Origin of the sequence: Clostridium sp. BSD9I1, from assembly GCF_900185645.1 — a bacterium.
Lineage (GTDB): Bacteria > Bacillota > Clostridia > Clostridiales > Clostridiaceae > Clostridium_AK.
Genome location: NZ_FYAM01000003.1, coordinates 1 through 17601 on the forward strand (window position 1 = coordinate 1; position 17601 = coordinate 17601).

Below are 17601 nucleotides of genomic sequence, written 5' to 3' on the forward strand. Positions count from 1 at the left end.
TTCGTCCTGAGCCAGGATCAAACTCTCAATTTAAAAGTTTAATCTGTTTCGCTCATCGCGTTTCTTAACATTTAACTGTTAAGTAATTGACTGGTTTCTATTCTCTGTTCAATTTTCAAAGACCCTGCCGCTCTAAGCGACTTTCATATCTTATCATCTTCATTTAAGCTTGTCAACTAGTAATTTGTTGCCAAAACTTGTTGATTTTCTTAAATGTTTTTGCTGTTTCTTGTTTGCCGCTCATCTCAGCGACGAAGAATATCTTACCACGGGTTAATCTATATACAATTATCAATAATTGCCTTTAATTAAACTTATCAATATCATTCTCACTTATTCGACATTTCCCTTTAAGTTTCATATATTGATACGCCAGATAAGGTTTAAGCTATTTACTATGATATTTCAACCTCTTAACTAATAAATAATGTAGATAAATTCGTATAAACTCAAATCCATCTACATTATTTATGCTATATTTATATTACTTGATACTTTTTTGTGTAAAAATATTGAATGAAATTATAACCTTTTAAAAAAACACATCGCAAAAATATACAACTAAAACTGCACTCATTGCAACTTTTAATAATCCTTTTTCATAGTATGCTAAGACAAGCGCAACTATAGTACCAATTATTGAAAAATATAAGTTTGAAGTAGAATATAATATACTTGGAAAGGTCATTGCCCCTAGTACTGCAAATGGTACATAATATAAGAAAGATTTAAATAGTTTTGACTGTATTTTTTTCTTAAAGATTGCTATAGGAAAAACTCTTATAAGATATGTAACAACTGCCATTACTAGCACCGAAATTAATACTTTATTCAAGTTCATCATCCTCTCTTGGAAATAGTACTGCTCCTGCAGTTGCTGCTATAATAGTAGCAATAATAATACTCCATCCTCCAGATATTTTATTTATGTATGGCACCCATTTAAATAATGAGCTTATAAAAATTGCTACAATTATAACCACTAAAGCTGATTTTGATTTTTTTGCCGATGGAACGATAAGTGCTAAAAACATTGCATATAATGCTATTCCCAGAGAACTTTGTAGAGATTTAGGCAGCATGGAAGTTGTTACCGCTCCTAGTACTGTACCTATTGCCCATCCAAAGTAAGGACATGTAATAAGCCCCATCATATATGGAAAGCTAATTTCTTCTTTTTCTAAAGAAGCCACTGTAAAAGTTTCATCTGTTATACCAAAAGCCATAATACATCTTTGGAGTAATGGCATCTGAGATATTATCTTCTGAGAAAGTGATAATGACATTAGCATATATCTAATGTTTATTACAAATGTGGTTAATGTAATTTCAAAAATTGAGGCATTAGCTATTATTAAAGCTGTTCCTGCAAATTGCCCAGCTGATGTGAGATTTGTTAATGATATTAAAATAGCAATCCAAATAGGCATTCCACCATTAACCGCCATCATTCCAAATGTAAATGATACAGGAATGTATCCTACTGCAATAGGTATACCCTGACTAATTCCTTTACGGAATTCATATATACTTCCCTTTTTATCATAAATAATTTCATCTTCTGTCTGCGTGTATAAATTGTTCAAAACTTCACCTTCTTGTCTTAAATTTATTTCTAACTCTTTTCTTGCTAATGCCCCTTTTAGCTTGTACATACAATAATTCATTTATTGTCATAATCACTAGAAATAATTATACCTCATCCACTTATTTTAAAACTATTTTAGCAGTTTTATGTGTGGTTGACAATGACTGGCAATCTAAAAGGGACAGCTAACAACTATTCATGCATTTTATGCTGAAAGTTGAAAACTGTCCCAATATGAGTGATCGTTTAATACTAATTCCTTTTAATTATCTTAACATGTCTTATTAAATTTATTTTTTCTGATTTAAGACACATCTTTTACCATAAAGTTTATAACATTGGTTGCATGATACACATTTAGGCACTTTGTAATCGCCCTTTACCCATATATTTATCAAATCAGGTTCACTAATTAGTGGGCGACCTAAAGCAAAGTAAGCTATACTAGTGCTTCCTAGAATCTCATCCATGACTTCCATATGTCTGTTTCCACCAGTGAGAATAATTGGAATAGACACGGCTTGTGCAAGTCGCATTGCATGTTCTCTAAAATAAGACTCCCTGTCTTTTGAAAGCACTACTTTTGTCCTTGCTGGTCCTAAGTTGTTTTCAAGAACACCTGGTGCTGATTCATTACCCCCGCTAACCTCAATTCCATCAATTCCTGCCTCTTCAAGCATCTTAGATACAATAATGCTTTCTTCATTAGTCAATCCATCCTCTATAAAGTCCTCAGAATTAATTTTTATAAATACGGGAAAATCATCTCCTACTGTCTTTCTAATTTCATCATAGATTTCAAGAATGATTCTAGCACGATTTTCAATACTTCCACCATATTCATCTGTACGAGTATTGTAATGCGGACATAAAAATTGACTAAGCAAATACCCATGTGCTGCATGAAGCTCTACACCATCAAAACCTGCCTGCTTAACTCTTGCCGCTGCCTTTCCATAAGACTTAATCAAATAGGCAATATCCTCTTTACTCATCTCTACTGGTACAATCCCAGTTAGTTCATTTTTAATAGGAGAAGGTCCCCAAATTACAGGGCTTGGTGGTACTAGATGAGTCATTGAACCTCCATATACAATTTGCATAATAATATTTGTTTCGTAGCTATGAGCCATATTTGTGAGTTTTTTATATTCAGTAATAAAACTATCATCATAAATGCCCATCATACATGGATTTGGATGCTCATTCTTTTCAATATAGGCATATCCAGTGAATATTGTCCCTACTCCACCCTTAGCAATTTCCTGATAAACTTTAAATAATTCTTCTGTCATATGTCCATTTTCTGTAGCAAGTTCTTCCCATACAGCTGCTTTAAAAAATCTATTTTTTAATTTCATATTTTTAATAGCTGTATATTCAAATAAGTTTTTCATATTATTACCTCTCCATGTTGTATTTTTTATGTCCCTATTGTATAATCAAGCAAAACAAAAAGAAAGTATGCACTTTTGGGGTAGATACTATCTAAAAGGAGAGTATTAAATGATTAATAATACTAATGATAATATTGTAGATATTAAGCCATTTTCATACGCCATGTCATTAATCGATGGCAAGTGGAAAATGCATATTTTATTTTGGTTATGGAAATCAAATGTTTTGCGATATGGGGAATTAAAAAAAGCTTTGGGTAATATTACACATAAAATGTTAAGCAATCAGTTAAAGGAATTAGAGGCGGATGGATTAATTATTCGTAAGGAATATCCTCAAGTTCCTCCAAAGGTGGAATATAGTTTGTCAGAAAAGGGCCTATCCCTTATGCCTGTTATGCATTCACTTTGTATTTGGGGACACGACCATATTGAAGATAATTAGTGCACCTAACTAAAATAAGCACCTGCAGTATTGCAGATGCTTTCCTACTTCCACTTGCCACTTGCCATGTGGGTGGCACTATAAAAACATACTCATTATCATATATATAACTGCAGCTAATGCCGCTGATATTGGAAGTGTAATAAACCAGGTTATTATCATTCTTTTTCCTGTATCCCATTTTACTGCTCTTACTCTGTAGGATGTACCTACTCCCATTATGGAAGATGATATAACATGGGTTGTACTAACTGGAAGACCAATTTTAGATGCTCCAAATATTACTAAAGCTGATGACAAATCTGCTGCTACACCGTTAACAGGTTTTATTTTCATAATTTGTGTTCCAACGGTTTTAATTATTCTCCACCCTCCAACGGAAGTACCCAGTGCCATTGCTGTAGCACAGGCTAACTGTACCCAAAGTGGAATATCTCCAGATTTTATCAAATTGTTGCTTACAAGTGCCATTGTTATTATTCCCATGGATTTTTGAGCATCATTTGTACCATGAGCAAAAGCCTGAATTGCTGCTGTAATGGCCTGAACCCTTCTAAATCCTATATTGGTTCTAGAAAGATTTAGGTTTTTAAATACGTTCTTAAAAATAGTAAACACAATGTAACCTACTAAGAAAGCAAGTATTGGTGATACTAAAAGCGACTTAATTATTGATGTAAATCCTTTAAAGTTTATAGAGCTTACCCCTGCTGCTGCTATAGCTGCACCTGCAATTGAGCCTATAAGTGCGTGGGATGAACTACTTGGTATTCCAAAATACCATGTAATAAGATTCCAAGCTATGGCAGAAACAAGTGCCGCAAGTATAACTACCGATCCGTTTGCTATAGAGTCCAAGTTTACTATATCCTTTGCAATGGTTTTTGCAACTCCAGTGAAAGCTATAGCTCCTATAAAATTCATTAATGATGCCATTATAATTGCACGTCTTGGACTTAATGCCTTTGTGGATACAGCTGTTGCAATTGCATTTGCAGTATCATGAAAACCATTAATAAAGTCAAAAGCTAATGCAAGAACAACGGTTAAGCCGATTATAATATATGCTGTACTCATCTTATTTCTCCTTACGCATTCTTCATTACTACTGTCTCAAGGGCTTTACTAACCTTTTTGCATTCATCTGCAGTATTTTCAAGAAGTTCATATATCTCCTTATATTGAATGAGTTTAATTGCATCCTTTTCTTTTTCGAAAAGCTCTTTTATTGCCTTTCTTTCAAGAATATCACATTTGTGTTCAAATTCTTTTATTTTAACTGAATGTTGTCTAATTTCTGTAAGCTTTTTGTGTGAAAGCAATTCTACAGCGTTATGTATTTCAATTATGCATTTGTTTAATAGCTCACTAAATTCAATCATATAATCGTGTATTTGATATATGTTAAACATATAAAAGCGAGCTGCACAATGCTCAAGACCATCAAGAACTTTATCCATATGAACTGCAAGTTCTAAAGCATCTTCACGCTCAATTGGAGTAATAAAGCTATTGTTTAACTCCTTTATTATTTCATCAACTATGTTATCACCCTTATGTTCATAGTCTTTCATTTGCTTTTGAAATTCATCCAAATGCCTTTCTTCCTTTATCTTAAAATCAACAAAATATTGTCCTCCCTCTTTTAAGTTGGCAGAACTGTCTAAAAGCATTGAAAATAGTTTATCTTTCTTTCCTTTGTTGAAATTCATGATTATTTCTCCCTTCCCTGTACTATATAAAATAATAGACCATAAGTATTTTATCACTTTTTGTCGCATTTTTAAACATCAAAATAACAAACATGTAACATTAAATTAACACCCTATTCATATTTTATCGAAATTTCTTTACTATTTCCAAGGCTGATAGCCCCACTTATCTTTCTAGCTACTTATCAATTCCAATTTTAACCAGGGGTCTAACTCCAAAAATATATTGCATGTTTATCCACCCCATGTTATAATTATCACAATTTAATACGAGTAGATAGAGGTGGGCCTGACAAGAGTAAATAAGATGAGGTATAAGAGATATCGTTGATTCTTATTGAAAGGGGATGGCCCCGAAGGGTGAATTTTCTCTTAAATTCATACCTGGTTTACGTATTAACAGTACGTGGACTGTCACCTATTTGGTGGAGAGCTATCGTTTTGTGAGTGTATATTGTTTTTTTGTCGAACAAGGCGGTTGGTTATCCAATTGCCTTTTTTATTTTTAGCATTATTTAAGGAGGAAATTATGAAAAAAATTGTTGTAGTTGGAGGCGGATGGGCTGGTTGTGCAGCAGCCATTAGTGCAAGAAAAGCAGGTGCAGAGGTAACAGTTTTAGAAAGAACAGATATGCTTCTTGGCACAGGACTTGTTGGCGGTATTATGAGAAACAATGGTAGATATACTGCTACAGAAGAAATTATAGCTATGGGCGGTGGCGATTTATTTGAAATATGTGATAAATGCTCAAGGCATACTAATATAGAATTCCCTGGTCACAAACATGCAAATCTTTATGATATTGCCAAAACTCATGGGGAAGTTTTAAGACATATGATAAACCTAGGTATAAAGGTAGTATTTAAAGCAAGAATAACTAAGCTTCACATTGCTCATGAACGCATATTAGATGTTCAAGATGAAAACGGTAATGTATTTGAAGCGGATGTATTTATCGATACAACTGGTACAGCAGGACCAATGAATAATTGCTCAAAGTATGGTAATGGATGTGCAATGTGTATATTACGTTGTCCAAGCTTTGGTGGAAGAGTAAGTATCACAGGCCTTGCTAATATAAAAGAATCTATGGGTAAAAAAGCTGATGGATCCATCGGAGCTATGAGCGGTTCTTGTAAACTTTATAAAGAATCACTTTCAGAAGAAATTCAAAAGACCCTTAATGAAGAAGGCGTAGCAGTTATCCCTCTTCCTAAGGAGCTTATTGAAGATCACCTTGATGTTAAGGCTTGTCAGCAATATGCCCTTCCTCAGTTTAAAGACAATATAATACTTTTAGATACTGGTCATGCAAAGCTTATGACACCATATTATGATCTTGAAACATTAAGAAAGATACCTGGTTTTGAAGATGCCAGATATGAAGATCCTTATACTGGTGGAAAAGGCAACTCTATGAGATACTTTGCAATGGCTCCAAGAGATAATTATCTAAAGGTTGAAGGAGCAGAAAATTTATTCTGCGCTGGTGAAAAAGCAGGTCTTTTAGTTGGACATACTGAAGCAATTGTAACCGGAACTCTTGCAGGCCTTAATAGTGTAAGACATTCCTTAGGAATGGAATTGCTTGAACTACCTGATTGTCTTGCTACTGGGAATGCTATTTCCTATGTTAAAGAAAAAATGTCTACACCTGAAGGAATGTCAAAGAAATATACATTCTCAGGATCAGTGTACTTTGAAAGAATGAAAGAACTTGGTATATATATAACAGATTCCGCTGAAATAGCTAAAAGAGTTGAAGAATGCGGCGTTAAAGATATATTTGCTGCTAAGTTATGCTAATAAATCGTGTAAATAATCATAAATCGGAGGAGTAATTAATTATGATTTCATTGGGGCTACTTCACTATATTTATATTGCTATGGTTTTAGTAATCATCATAACCATGGGATTCAAGAAAGATACAGTACTTCCTTGCATAATAGGGCTATTTATAATAGGATATGTTTCTTCTGGAAGCATCGTTAAGGCTGTACAAGTTATATTTAACTCTCTTATTGCTTCAGGAAAAGAATTTTGGAGCATAATCACTATTATTTCTCTCGTTGTTGCAATGTCTAAGGCTCTTCGTGATATAGGGGCAGATGAACTTATGATGAGTCCTATAAAAAAACTTATGATAAATAGAAATGTTGCCTTTTGGAGTTTAGGAATTGTAATGACAGTTGTTTCTTTAATTATATGGCCTTCACCTGCTGTGGCGCTGGTTGGTGCAATAATGCTTCCAGCTGCTCTAAAGGTTGGACTTCCTGCAGTTTGGGCCGCTTCTGCCATGAATTTATTTGGCCATGGCATCGCATTATCTGGGGACTATTTTATTCAAGGAGCACCTGCTATAACTGCAAAGGCAGCAGGTTTTCAGGATTCCAGTGCTGTAATTAGTGCAAGTATACCTCTTTGGATAACCATGACTGTAGTTACAGTGGGAACTGCATTTTTTATGATGAAAAGAGATGCTAAAAACTTTTCTGAAATAGCAGCTACTGCTGAAGTTAGTGCACATATTGATTTAAAAGCTTCTTTTGGTACAACCTTTGTAGCATTTGCTACTCCATTAGCCTTTTTACTTGATGCTTACTTAATGTTTAAGTATCAATTCCGCGGGGGAGATGCCACTGCCCTTGTTGGGGGTACTGCAGTTATCATAATGTCAATGGTAGCAGTAATTGAACATAAACTTTCAAATTCCTTTGAAAAGGTTACTGATTACATAAGAGATGGCTTTATGTTTGGAATAAAAATATTTGCTCCAGTAGTGGTAATAGGTGCTTTCTTCTTTCTTGGAAGTGAAGGAATGGCAAAGGAAGTACTAGGGCCTAATGCTACAGGTCTTTTAACAGATATAGGTACATATCTTGCAAATAAAGCACCGCTTTCTAAGTTTCCTGTTATTTTAATACAGGCGCTTATAGGCGGCATTACCGGGCTAGATGGCTCTGGTTTTTCCGGTCTTCCGCTAGTAGGATCTTTAGCTCAAACCTTTTCAGAGGCTGTAAGCATAAACAAAGAAGGACTTGCAGCTCTTGGACAAATATCTACTATATGGGTAGGTGGAGGAACAATAATCCCTTGGGGAGTTATCCCTGTAGCTGCAATATGCGGTGTTGAACCTCTAGATTTAGTTAGAAAAAATATGATACCTGTAATGGTAGGATTTGCTGCAACTATTATTGTTGCAATGATTATATTATAATAAATAGTGATTAAAGGAAGCATATTATAAATGCTTCCTTTACTTTATCCATATATAAATCATCTATTTAGCCTTCAGCTATTATTCACCATCATATTTTGGCGGCAAAACCCTCTTGTGATCACTGTACTCATATTTCAATCTGATTTTTCATCTACTTCCTTATTTACCTAGCTTCCCTTTTCTATATACTCATTAATTTGTTCATAGGAACTGCCCATTTTTTCTTCATCAGATTTTCAATTTATTGCTTATTATTCTCAGAATAAAATTTTAGGGCTTCCCCGATAAATTTAGATGCACCACTTCCATATTTCTTGTCAATTACTTCTATATACGCAGGCCTTGACAAATAAAAATCAGCCATATATCCCCAATAATTATCTCCCGCATCTACTTTCAAGGATTCATTAATTTTTTTAGTGATATCTGCAATTTCTTGAATAATTTGTTGAATCTCTCTTGAAGAAGTATCCTTAGTTAAGTCAGATGTAAGCTTTTCATATAGTGTATTTATTTTAGGCTTCTTATCTTTCAAATAATTTTTTAGGGCTTCTCCAATAAATTTAGATGCACCTTTTCCATACTTCTTGTCAACTTCTTCTATCCACTCAGGAAATACTAAGTGAAGTTGTACTATACTATCCCAATAATAATCTCCCATGTCAGTTTTAAAAGCTTCATAATCCTTTTTAGCTATATTAGTTATCTCACTAGCAATTTGCTGAATCTCCTCTGAATAAGGATCTTTTTTTAAATCAAATGCAAGTTTTTTATATAGTTCTTTTAATTTAGGATGCTTATCATAAAGAAAATCCTTTTTAAACTTATCAACTTGCTCTGCTTTAGTTATTAGAATATCATTATTTAAATTTTTCTTTACGGCTTCAGCATATTTTTTTATACTTCCATACTGCTTTATAGCATCTTCAGCAATTTCAGCTTTCTTAACTTTAACTTTTTCAATAAACTCATTAAATTTATCTACACTTCCCCACTGCTTAATTACTCTATCCTCGTGTTCTATTTTAAATTCTTCCAATACATTAAAATATTCACTCATATCAAATTCTTTAAAACTCATTTCATTTTCTCCCTTTAATGTTCTATTTATAAGCTCTATTAAACCATTCAATCTTTTGCATTTTAACGCAAGCAGCCTTTTTTGATTTTTTAGTGCCTGTATTTTATCAAAATATGGACTTGACATTATCCCTTTAACATCTTTTAAAGGGATATCAAGTTCTTTAAAAAATAAAATTTGCTGCAAGGTTTTAAGGGCTTCATCATCATAAAGTCTATATCCTGCCTCTGTAATTTTGCTTGGTTTTAATAATCCAATTTCATCGTAGTAATGTAGTGTGCGCACACTTATTCCTGTTAAGTCCGAAACCTGTTTTACTGTTCTCATTTCTACACCTCGAAATTTGATTTTAGATCTTACAATATTATCCAACTCTCTGCCGGCTGTGAGTTTTTGTAATATAGGTATGCCCTACATATATATTGCACTATTACGTTGCGTTAGAGTCAATACTTTTTTAAATAGAGAAATGACCGCCTCAAAGTGAAAAATATCAAAAACACAAACGAATATATTTCACTTGCCACTTGCCATGTGGGTGGCACTTTCTAGTATCTCTAGAAACTTTTTTGAAGCTGGAGAAAGAGATGCATTTTTTGAAAAACAAACACCTATACTTCTTTTAGGTATTTCTTCAACTGTTTCAACTTCATATAAAATACCACTTTTTAAATATTCCTGTGAAAACTCTTTAATAACACAAGCTAAGCCTAAATTTATTTTTGCAAACTCTAATAATAAATCATGAGATCCAAGTTCAATTTCCGAGGAAATTTCAATGCCCTTTGATAGGATATACTTTTCCACATATCTTCTTGAATTTGATTTATTGTCAAGTAATATCAATGGTAATTTTGATAACTCCTCAAAACTTAAAGGCATGGACAGTGTATCCTTGAACTTATCTCCACAAACAAAAACGTCCTGTACATCCATGCATTTTTTTGTTACTAAAGAAGGATCTTCAATTGGAAAATTACATATGGCAATATCAATTTCTCCTGACTTGAGCATTGCACAAAGTTCGAAAGTTGTTCTATTTACAATCTTTAGCTTTATGCTCGGATAGTCACTATGAAATTTATCTAAAAAGGTTGGCAAGAAATATCGTGAAATAGCATCTCCAACCCCTATTTTTAACTCCCCCAGCATTATATTTTTTGCTTCTAATAATTTTTCTTCCCCTATATTAATTAAATTTATAGCAGAATTTGCATACTCAAATAGAAGCTTTCCCTCATTAGTAAGAACTACCCCTTTAGGTGTTCTAGTAAAAAGTCGCACCTCAAGGCCTTCTTCCAGTTGCATAATGGCTTGGCTCACAGCAGGTTGAGTCATATACAGTGCTTTTGCACCTTTAGAAAAACTTTCATGCTTTGCCACTTCACAAAAGACCTTATATAAATCTAATTTACTGATCATATAACCGCTCCTTATATACCACATTATATATATTTATTTTACTTATACCACAAATGTGTTGTATAGTACAAGTATGAGTGTTAAATAATAATTTTTACATAAATATAGAAAATTTAAGGAGAAATGAAAATGGAAAGAATTGTTGGAACTGTAGTTAGAGGCCTTCGTGCCCCAATCATCAAAACAGGAGACGATATTGCAGAAATAGTTGTAAACACTGTATTAAAGGCTTCAGAAGTAGAAGGCTACTCTATTAATGATAAGGATATTGTTACTGTAACAGAATCAATAGTAGCTCGTGCTCAAGGGAACTATGCAACTATAGATAACATTGCTCAGGATGTAAAAGCAAAGTTTGGTGACGACACAATAGGTGTAATATTCCCAATTTTAAGCCGTAACCGTTTTGCTATCTGCCTTCGTGGTATTGCAAAGGGAGCTAAGAAAATCGTTTTAATGCTTAGCTATCCATCTGATGAAGTAGGTAATCACTTAGTAGATATAGACGAGCTTGATGAAAAAGGAGTTAATCCTTGGACAGATGTTTTAACTGAAGAAGAATTCCGTGGTCATTTCGGATATAAGAAACATACTTTTACTGGTGTTGATTATATTGATTATTATAAATCTTTAATTGAAGAGTACGGTACTGAATGTGAAGTTATCTTCTCAAACAACCCAAAAACTATTTTAAATTACACAAAAAATGTTCTTACTTGTGATATTCACTCAAGATTTAGAACTAAAAAGATATTAAAAGCAAATGGTGGAGATAAGATTTACAGCCTAGACAATATTTTATCAGCATCAATAGATGGCAGTGGTTATAACGATGCTTATGGTCTTTTAGGTTCAAATAAATCAACAGAAGAAAGCGTTAAGCTTTTCCCACGTAATTGTCAGCCTATAGTTGATAAAATACAAGCAGTTCTTAAAGAAAAGACAGGTAAAACTGTAGAAGTTATGGTTTATGGTGATGGAGCTTTCAAAGATCCAGTAGGTAAGATTTGGGAACTTGCTGACCCAGTTGTATCACCAGCTTATACATCAGGACTTGAAGGTACACCTAGCGAAGTTAAATTAAAATACCTTGCTGATAATAACTTTGCTCACTTAGAAGGTGAAGAACTTAAAAAAGCTATTTCAGAATACATTATAAATAAAGAATCAGACCTTGTTGGTAACATGGTATCCCAGGGTACTACACCAAGACAGCTTACTGATCTTATAGGATCACTTTCTGACTTGACTTCAGGAAGCGGAGATAAAGGTACTCCTATAATATTCATTCAAGGTTACTTTGATAATTATACAAAATAATATAAAGTGCCACCCACGTGGCAAGTGGCAAGTAGGTAACACTTGCCATGTGGGTGGCACTTAATTTTTCACTGGCAATCTAACCTCAAATATAGTTCTCTTATCATCACTATAGGCAGATATACTTCCTTGATGCAGCTCTATAATATTTTTTGTTATAGCTAGACCTAGCCCAGATCCCCCTATATCTCTATTTCTTGATTTTTCTACTCTATAAAATCTATCAAATATATATGGTAAGTCTATCGATGATATTGATTGGCCATAATTTATAACTTGTACTACTGCTATTTTCCCTTGAAGTTTTGTTGTTATATCCACATAGTGACCATCTTGCCCATACTTAATTGCATTCGATAGCAGATTTTCAAATGCTCTAACTAATTTTCTTCCATCTGCATTTACTATTAGCTTATCTTCAGAAAAATTAATTCTCGATTCCATGTTTGCATTCTTAAATTGATACTCAAAATAGGCAACTACCTGCCCTAATAATTCCACAAAGTTAATATCTGTCTTATCTAAATTAACAGTATTATTTTGCATTTTAGTAAGTTCAAACAAATCATTTATAAGCAAATTTAAATCCCTTGCCTTTTGATATGCAATATTTGCATAATACCTTAATCTTAGTTCATCTTTATATTTATCTGTATCAATGATTTCTAGATATCCTATAATCGAAGTTAATGGGGTTCTTAAATCATGTGAGACATTAGTTATTAAATCATTTTTAGTTTGCTGGGCTCTTCTTTCTTCAATTGTTATGTCTTTGAGCTGCTTTGATATATCATTTATATTATTCATTAAATTTTTGATGTCGCCTTTTGCCTTAACTTTTATTAACCTATCCAAGTCCCCATTAGCCATTATTTCAGTTTGATCCATAATAGCTGCAAGGCTCTTAGTTTTTCTATAGGTTATAAGTAAGTAAAACACAATAAAAAAGGATATTGTAATAATTGTGTAAATCCTGCCTCCAAAGATTTCATCTCTGAGGATACGCCAAAACTTAAAAATATAATTAATGAGTTTAATCTTAGTGTTTATATATAAATAAACTAATATCTTACTACCTACAATCAGTGTGATATAGGTTAACAATAAAGCCAATGTTATATCCCATAATGATAATATCCAATGTTTATACAATCTTTTATTTTTCAATTTTATATCCAACTCCCCATACAGTGTGAATTATCTTATTTCCTTTCATATGATGCTCAATTTTATCTCTAATTCTGCTCATATGCACCATAACAGTATTATTAGATTGATAGTATCTTTCTTTCCATACCTTTTCAAAAATTTCTTCTGCACTAAAAACCCTTCCTCTGTTTGTAGCTAATAAATATAAAATATCAAATTCTCTTGCTGTTAAATCTACTTCATTATCATCTACTGTTACCTTGTGTTTACTCTTATCTATAACCATCGACTCAATTCTTAATACGTCATCTGAAACCTGCATTTTAGTATTTAAAAAATACGCCCTTCTAAGTAATGCTCTTACCCTAACTGTAAGCTCTAATTGGTTAAAGGGCTTGCATACATAATCATCTGCCCCAGTCATAATGCCCTGTATCTTATCCATGTCCTCTGCTTTTGCACTTAACATAAGAATTGGAATGCTGTACTTTTCTCTTGCCCTTCTGCAAGCTTCCAGTCCATCCATACCTGGCATCATTATATCTAAAACTATTAAGTGAATTTCTTCTCTATCCAATATTTCTAAAGCTTCTTCTCCACAGCTTGCCTTAAAAACACTATATCCTTCGTTTATAAGGTTTATTTCTAATAGGTTTCTTATTTCCTTTTCATCATCTACCACAAGAATATTGTTGTTCATTTAATCCTCCAAATATATAATTATTTGCCTAAGTATTCCTCTAATGTAATTCCATTATCATGAATATACTTGGCCGCTTCTTTTCCAACATATCTAATATGCCAAGGTTCATATTCTATACCTGTTATATTTTTCTTTCCATAAGGATATCTTATAATAAAACCAAATCTATAGCAATTTTCTGCAAGCCAATCTGCTTCCTTTGTTCCTTTTACAAAGTATTTACCTTCATTGGTAATATCAATACATAACCCTGTTTGATGTTCACTAAATCCAGGCTTTGCTACATATGCATCTGCAAGCTTCTTCCCTTCTGATTTCACTCTACTACTATAAGTACTATTTTGTGACTTATATGATCTATAGCCTGAATTGCCAAGTAATATTACCCTTTCTTCTTTAGCTGTATTAACTAAATCTTCTAAAGGCTTTACAATAATTCCTGCTACATGCTTTTCTTCCTTACTTACTCCACTAGCAAATGATATATTTGGTATAGTTAACTTTTTAGGTTTGTAATCTTTATCTAAACCATATTGTCCATTTACCAGTATCATTTGTGTATTTATATTAGTATTATTTACATTGCTTAATTTATCTTTTTCATTGAAAAAATCATATTTTTTATCTAGGTTACTTTCGCTTGCTTTAAAATTCATTCGGCTTAATTCTATCCCTGCATCCTCTGTCATATACCAAAATCCACAAGCTATCATAATAATAAATATCAAAATCTTTCTTAGTCCATTTTTCATATTTTTTACTTCCCTTCTAATGTGATAATTTCATTTTAGAAGGGAAACTTTACGACACTTATAAAAATTTCTTAAGAAATCTTAAGTTTTATAAAACCCAAGAGTTAAATTTGCTTATAACACAGATTAAGCCTGTAGATATATTTTCTACAGGCTCTATAAATCCTAAGCTATAATATTACATATTCTTATCTAATCCTCTAAAACATTTGACTTGTTTACTATTAGCGTTAAATGCTATTTTCCACAGCACAAAATTCACTATAAATGATAAAAATAAATATACGTACACTCCATAAGTTATGTTCGCTATTTTATAATGAATTACTCCCAAAATACCAAGTACTATGGTCAGCATCAAATTTATAAATCCATTTGTTTGCTGTGCTGATCCAAAAGCCTGCGAAAATGGCAAGGATTTTTTAGATGCTATAAAACATAATGTATTAAATATCATCATATTTAAAAATGCTACTAATGTATCAGGTACTATTCTAACTCCAAATATAGCAATAAAAATTATAGATTGAAATAAAAATATAGGAAAAAACAACTTTACTATAAAGGCCTTTATCGTCCCTTTAAATAAATTTGAAACATTGTCAATTGGTAAAGCCTTATAAATCCATGCTCCTTTATATCTTTCTGAATATCCTATCATTAGCATAATAGTAGATAACATCATGCCAGAAAAGTATATAAAAAAGTATGACTTGCCTTGAGAAACTTCTTTTATACTAGATATTGCAAACTGCTGAAACAAAAATATAAAAGGAAACACTATAGAAAATCCTAATGAGGGATATACTTTAAGCTTAAATTCTCTTTCATTTTTCATCATATCATAAGCAAACCTAAAAAATATTCTTTCCTCTTTACTTCTGCATAACATTTTTGAAAGCAATTCAACTGGTTTTCTTTTATCTTTTTTATTATTTTCATAGTTATTATTCAGCTTTTGAAGATTCTTTTCAAAAACACTCATTAGCTTTGTATAAACTACAATTGATATAATAGGAATTACAATAGCCATAATGGTGAATGTTACATAATAGCTATTTACTTCTGATTTTTTAAGCATTTGAAATGGCGCAGAAAACCAGATTGGTGCTATAAAATATTGCCACCACTTTGGTGTAAATTGAATTTTCAAGTCCACTATACTAAACAATCTTCCTAGTAATTGATACCCTATTGAAATTACTATTGTTAAGATTATTTGAATGTAATTTATTATATCTTTAAGCTTTTCTCCATCAAAAAATCTTAAAATCAAAAAATAAACCAATGATGTTAGCACTATAATAAACATATCCAGTAGTATTATAGAGATAAGAAAAAGAATAAAAAATTCTATCCCTTGAGAATATAAACTCACTAAAAGTGCTGGTCCTACTAAAGCAGCTGTTAAATAAAACATATATATCGAAATATGAATAGTCTTTGCAAGTCTTAAAGATTTTGAATCTACGGGTTTTGTCCCTATTATATTTTTATCTCTGATGTCTAAAAGTACAGAAGAAAAATCTGAAATCAAAGATGTCATAACAAAAAACATAATTATAACAAATACAATGCTCATTTGATATATATAATTATTTTTCATAATTACAAATGGAATTAATATCAATCCCATTAAAATATATATCCATAAAGATTTTAAAAATTTATTACCATCATCATCTTTATTTTTATTATTACCAGCAAAAACCGTTGGTACTCTTCTCCCATCCATTAATAGCTTCATTTGAAGAATTTTTCTCATTACTCTATAGTCAATCCCAAGCTTTTCAAATACAGGCTTCAATTTATCTAAAAATCTCAAAATCTTAAAATCTTTCATCAAACTACACCTCTTCAACTATTGATACAAATTCTTCTGCAATGGCTTCATATTGACTAAAACCTGTAATTTGATTAAATATTTGTTCCAAAGATCCTTCTTTTGAGCTTTCCTTAAGCTCTTGAAAGCTGCCATCAGCCACAACTTCTCCGTTATTCAATAACACTATCCTATTACTTATTTTTTCAACTACGTCCATTATATGAGATGAATAAAATATGGTTTTACCCTGCTTTGCCAGCTGAGCAAGAATTTCCTTTACTATCATTACACTATTTGCATCCAATCCGCTCAAAGGTTCATCCCAGAACAATATATCTGGGTTATGAAGTAAACTTGATATAATTAAAACCTTTTGCTTCATCCCCTTAGAATAAGAGCTGATTCTTGAATTATAAGAATCTCCTATGCCAAATATGCCCATAAGTTTTTCAGCTTTTTCATCTACAATTTCACTGCTCATTCCATACAGTTCTCCTATAAAAGTAAGATACTCTCTTGCAGTGAGATTGTCGTATATTTCAGCAACCTCAGGTACATATCCAATTTTTCTTTTATATTCTAATTTATCGTTGGATATATCCTGCCCTAGAACCTTAACCTCTCCTGTGTACCCTTCAACAATACCTAATATTATTTTAATTGTTGTACTCTTACCAGCTCCATTAGTACCTATATAGCCTATAACCTCACCTTTATGCACTTCCAAATTTATTCCCTTTAAAACTTCCTTATCTCCATAACTCATGCGAAGGTCTTTTATTTCAACAGTCACATCATTTTCCATATAACTCTCCCCCTTAACTGAAAAACTCTCAAATATTTCTTTAAAATAATAAATGCTTACCAAAAAGCAATCCCATCTATTATACCATAACTATGTAAAAATATAAAAATTGTTCCAAATAAGTATCTCCTATGGAAAACAGAAAATAGCAGCCTCCTAAATAAATAGTTAGCTGCTATT

The 17601-nt window shown here is 32.2% G+C and carries 16 protein-coding genes and 1 riboswitch; of the genes, 4 read left to right on the forward strand and 12 right to left on the reverse strand.

Annotation, left to right across the window (positions count from 1 at the left end; all coding sequences use genetic code 11):
* Positions 1-532: 532 nt before the first annotated feature.
* The 3 genes from BSD9I1_RS00320 to BSD9I1_RS00330 form a co-directional block, all read right to left on the reverse strand.
* Positions 533-835, reverse strand: a complete 303-nt coding sequence (locus BSD9I1_RS00320) for an AzlD domain-containing protein (protein WP_186428641.1) — start codon at positions 833-835, stop codon at positions 533-535.
* A complete protein-coding gene (locus BSD9I1_RS00325; protein WP_373419331.1) occupies positions 828-1550 on the reverse strand; it encodes an AzlC family ABC transporter permease in 723 nt (240 codons plus the stop codon). The genes BSD9I1_RS00320 and BSD9I1_RS00325 overlap by 8 nt, the downstream gene beginning before the upstream one ends.
* A gap of 328 nt (positions 1551-1878) precedes the next feature.
* Positions 1879-2985: an NADH:flavin oxidoreductase gene (locus tag BSD9I1_RS00330; protein ID WP_186428643.1), complete on the reverse strand. Its 1107-nt coding sequence runs from the start codon at positions 2983-2985 to the stop codon at positions 1879-1881.
* A 109-nt stretch (positions 2986-3094) separates the two neighbouring features.
* On the opposite strand from BSD9I1_RS00330, the gene BSD9I1_RS00335 reads away from it, so the two are divergent.
* Positions 3095-3430: a helix-turn-helix domain-containing protein gene (locus BSD9I1_RS00335; RefSeq protein WP_186428644.1), complete on the forward strand. Its 336-nt coding sequence runs from the start codon at positions 3095-3097 to the stop codon at positions 3428-3430.
* A gap of 78 nt (positions 3431-3508) precedes the next feature.
* Here the strand turns inward: BSD9I1_RS00335 and BSD9I1_RS00340 are convergent, their stop codons facing one another.
* Both BSD9I1_RS00340 and BSD9I1_RS00345 read right to left on the reverse strand, forming a co-directional pair.
* Positions 3509-4507: an inorganic phosphate transporter gene (locus BSD9I1_RS00340; protein WP_035310208.1), complete on the reverse strand. Its 999-nt coding sequence runs from the start codon at positions 4505-4507 to the stop codon at positions 3509-3511.
* Positions 4508-4518: 11 nt separating this feature from the next.
* Positions 4519-5142: a DUF47 domain-containing protein gene (locus BSD9I1_RS00345; protein ID WP_035310206.1), complete on the reverse strand. Its 624-nt coding sequence runs from the start codon at positions 5140-5142 to the stop codon at positions 4519-4521.
* A 270-nt stretch (positions 5143-5412) separates the two neighbouring features.
* Positions 5413-5586: riboswitch (Lysine riboswitch) on the forward strand.
* 85 nt (positions 5587-5671) lie between these two features.
* On the opposite strand from BSD9I1_RS00345, the gene BSD9I1_RS00350 reads away from it, so the two are divergent.
* Both BSD9I1_RS00350 and BSD9I1_RS00355 read left to right on the forward strand, forming a co-directional pair.
* On the forward strand, positions 5672-6949 hold the full coding sequence (locus tag BSD9I1_RS00350; RefSeq protein ID WP_186428645.1) for an FAD-dependent oxidoreductase: 1278 nt from the start codon (positions 5672-5674) through the stop codon (positions 6947-6949).
* 41 nt (positions 6950-6990) lie between these two features.
* Positions 6991-8361, forward strand: a complete 1371-nt coding sequence (locus tag BSD9I1_RS00355; RefSeq protein ID WP_186428646.1) for a hypothetical protein — start codon at positions 6991-6993, stop codon at positions 8359-8361.
* Positions 8362-8605: 244 nt separating this feature from the next.
* On the opposite strand, the gene BSD9I1_RS00360 is transcribed toward BSD9I1_RS00355, so the two are convergent.
* Both BSD9I1_RS00360 and BSD9I1_RS00365 read right to left on the reverse strand, forming a co-directional pair.
* Positions 8606-9772, reverse strand: coding sequence for a MerR family transcriptional regulator (locus BSD9I1_RS00360; protein ID WP_186428647.1), 1167 nt, complete (start codon positions 9770-9772; stop codon positions 8606-8608).
* 189 nt (positions 9773-9961) lie between these two features.
* A complete protein-coding gene (locus BSD9I1_RS00365) occupies positions 9962-10867 on the reverse strand; it encodes a LysR family transcriptional regulator (RefSeq protein ID WP_186428648.1) in 906 nt (301 codons plus the stop codon).
* 129 nt (positions 10868-10996) lie between these two features.
* On the opposite strand from BSD9I1_RS00365, the gene BSD9I1_RS00370 reads away from it, so the two are divergent.
* A complete protein-coding gene (locus tag BSD9I1_RS00370) occupies positions 10997-12187 on the forward strand; it encodes a coenzyme F420-0:L-glutamate ligase (RefSeq protein WP_035310199.1) in 1191 nt (396 codons plus the stop codon).
* 60 nt (positions 12188-12247) lie between these two features.
* On the opposite strand, the gene BSD9I1_RS00375 is transcribed toward BSD9I1_RS00370, so the two are convergent.
* The 5 genes from BSD9I1_RS00375 to BSD9I1_RS00395 form a co-directional block, all read right to left on the reverse strand.
* Positions 12248-13354, reverse strand: coding sequence for a cell wall metabolism sensor histidine kinase WalK (locus BSD9I1_RS00375; protein WP_186428649.1), 1107 nt, complete (start codon positions 13352-13354; stop codon positions 12248-12250).
* Positions 13344-14036, reverse strand: a complete 693-nt coding sequence (locus BSD9I1_RS00380) for a response regulator transcription factor (RefSeq protein WP_186428650.1) — start codon at positions 14034-14036, stop codon at positions 13344-13346. Before BSD9I1_RS00380 ends, BSD9I1_RS00375 begins: the two co-directional genes overlap by 11 nt.
* A gap of 20 nt (positions 14037-14056) precedes the next feature.
* On the reverse strand, positions 14057-14791 hold the full coding sequence (locus BSD9I1_RS00385) for a M15 family metallopeptidase (RefSeq protein WP_186428651.1): 735 nt from the start codon (positions 14789-14791) through the stop codon (positions 14057-14059).
* 178 nt (positions 14792-14969) lie between these two features.
* Positions 14970-16634 carry a hypothetical protein gene (locus tag BSD9I1_RS00390; RefSeq protein ID WP_186428652.1) on the reverse strand — a complete coding sequence of 555 codons (1665 nt, stop codon included), beginning with the start codon at positions 16632-16634 and terminating at the stop codon, positions 14970-14972.
* Positions 16635-16638: 4 nt separating this feature from the next.
* Complete coding sequence (locus BSD9I1_RS00395; protein ID WP_186428653.1) at positions 16639-17421, reverse strand: ABC transporter ATP-binding protein; 783 nt, start codon at positions 17419-17421, stop codon at positions 16639-16641.
* Between the last annotated feature and the right edge of the window lie 180 nt (positions 17422-17601).

What these genes read in the sequence shown, in the direction of transcription:
- BSD9I1_RS00355 (WP_186428646.1), top strand. Translation starts at nt 6,991, where the DNA reads ATGATTTCATTGGGGCTACTTCACTATATTTATATTGCTATGGTTTTA.
- BSD9I1_RS00390 (WP_186428652.1), bottom strand. Translation starts at nt 16,634, where the DNA reads ATGAAAGATTTTAAGATTTTGAGATTTTTAGATAAATTGAAGCCTGTA.
- BSD9I1_RS00395 (WP_186428653.1), bottom strand. Translation starts at nt 17,421, where the DNA reads ATGGAAAATGATGTGACTGTTGAAATAAAAGACCTTCGCATGAGTTAT.
- BSD9I1_RS00360 (WP_186428647.1), bottom strand. Translation starts at nt 9,772, where the DNA reads ATGAGAACAGTAAAACAGGTTTCGGACTTAACAGGAATAAGTGTGCGC.
- BSD9I1_RS00335 (WP_186428644.1), top strand. Translation starts at nt 3,095, where the DNA reads ATGATTAATAATACTAATGATAATATTGTAGATATTAAGCCATTTTCA.
- BSD9I1_RS00330 (WP_186428643.1), bottom strand. Translation starts at nt 2,985, where the DNA reads ATGAAAAACTTATTTGAATATACAGCTATTAAAAATATGAAATTAAAA.
- BSD9I1_RS00370 (WP_035310199.1), top strand. Translation starts at nt 10,997, where the DNA reads ATGGAAAGAATTGTTGGAACTGTAGTTAGAGGCCTTCGTGCCCCAATC.
- BSD9I1_RS00350 (WP_186428645.1), top strand. Translation starts at nt 5,672, where the DNA reads ATGAAAAAAATTGTTGTAGTTGGAGGCGGATGGGCTGGTTGTGCAGCA.
- BSD9I1_RS00340 (WP_035310208.1), bottom strand. Translation starts at nt 4,507, where the DNA reads ATGAGTACAGCATATATTATAATCGGCTTAACCGTTGTTCTTGCATTA.
- BSD9I1_RS00385 (WP_186428651.1), bottom strand. Translation starts at nt 14,791, where the DNA reads ATGAAAAATGGACTAAGAAAGATTTTGATATTTATTATTATGATAGCT.
- BSD9I1_RS00380 (WP_186428650.1), bottom strand. Translation starts at nt 14,036, where the DNA reads ATGAACAACAATATTCTTGTGGTAGATGATGAAAAGGAAATAAGAAAC.
- BSD9I1_RS00365 (WP_186428648.1), bottom strand. Translation starts at nt 10,867, where the DNA reads ATGATCAGTAAATTAGATTTATATAAGGTCTTTTGTGAAGTGGCAAAG.
- BSD9I1_RS00345 (WP_035310206.1), bottom strand. Translation starts at nt 5,142, where the DNA reads ATGAATTTCAACAAAGGAAAGAAAGATAAACTATTTTCAATGCTTTTA.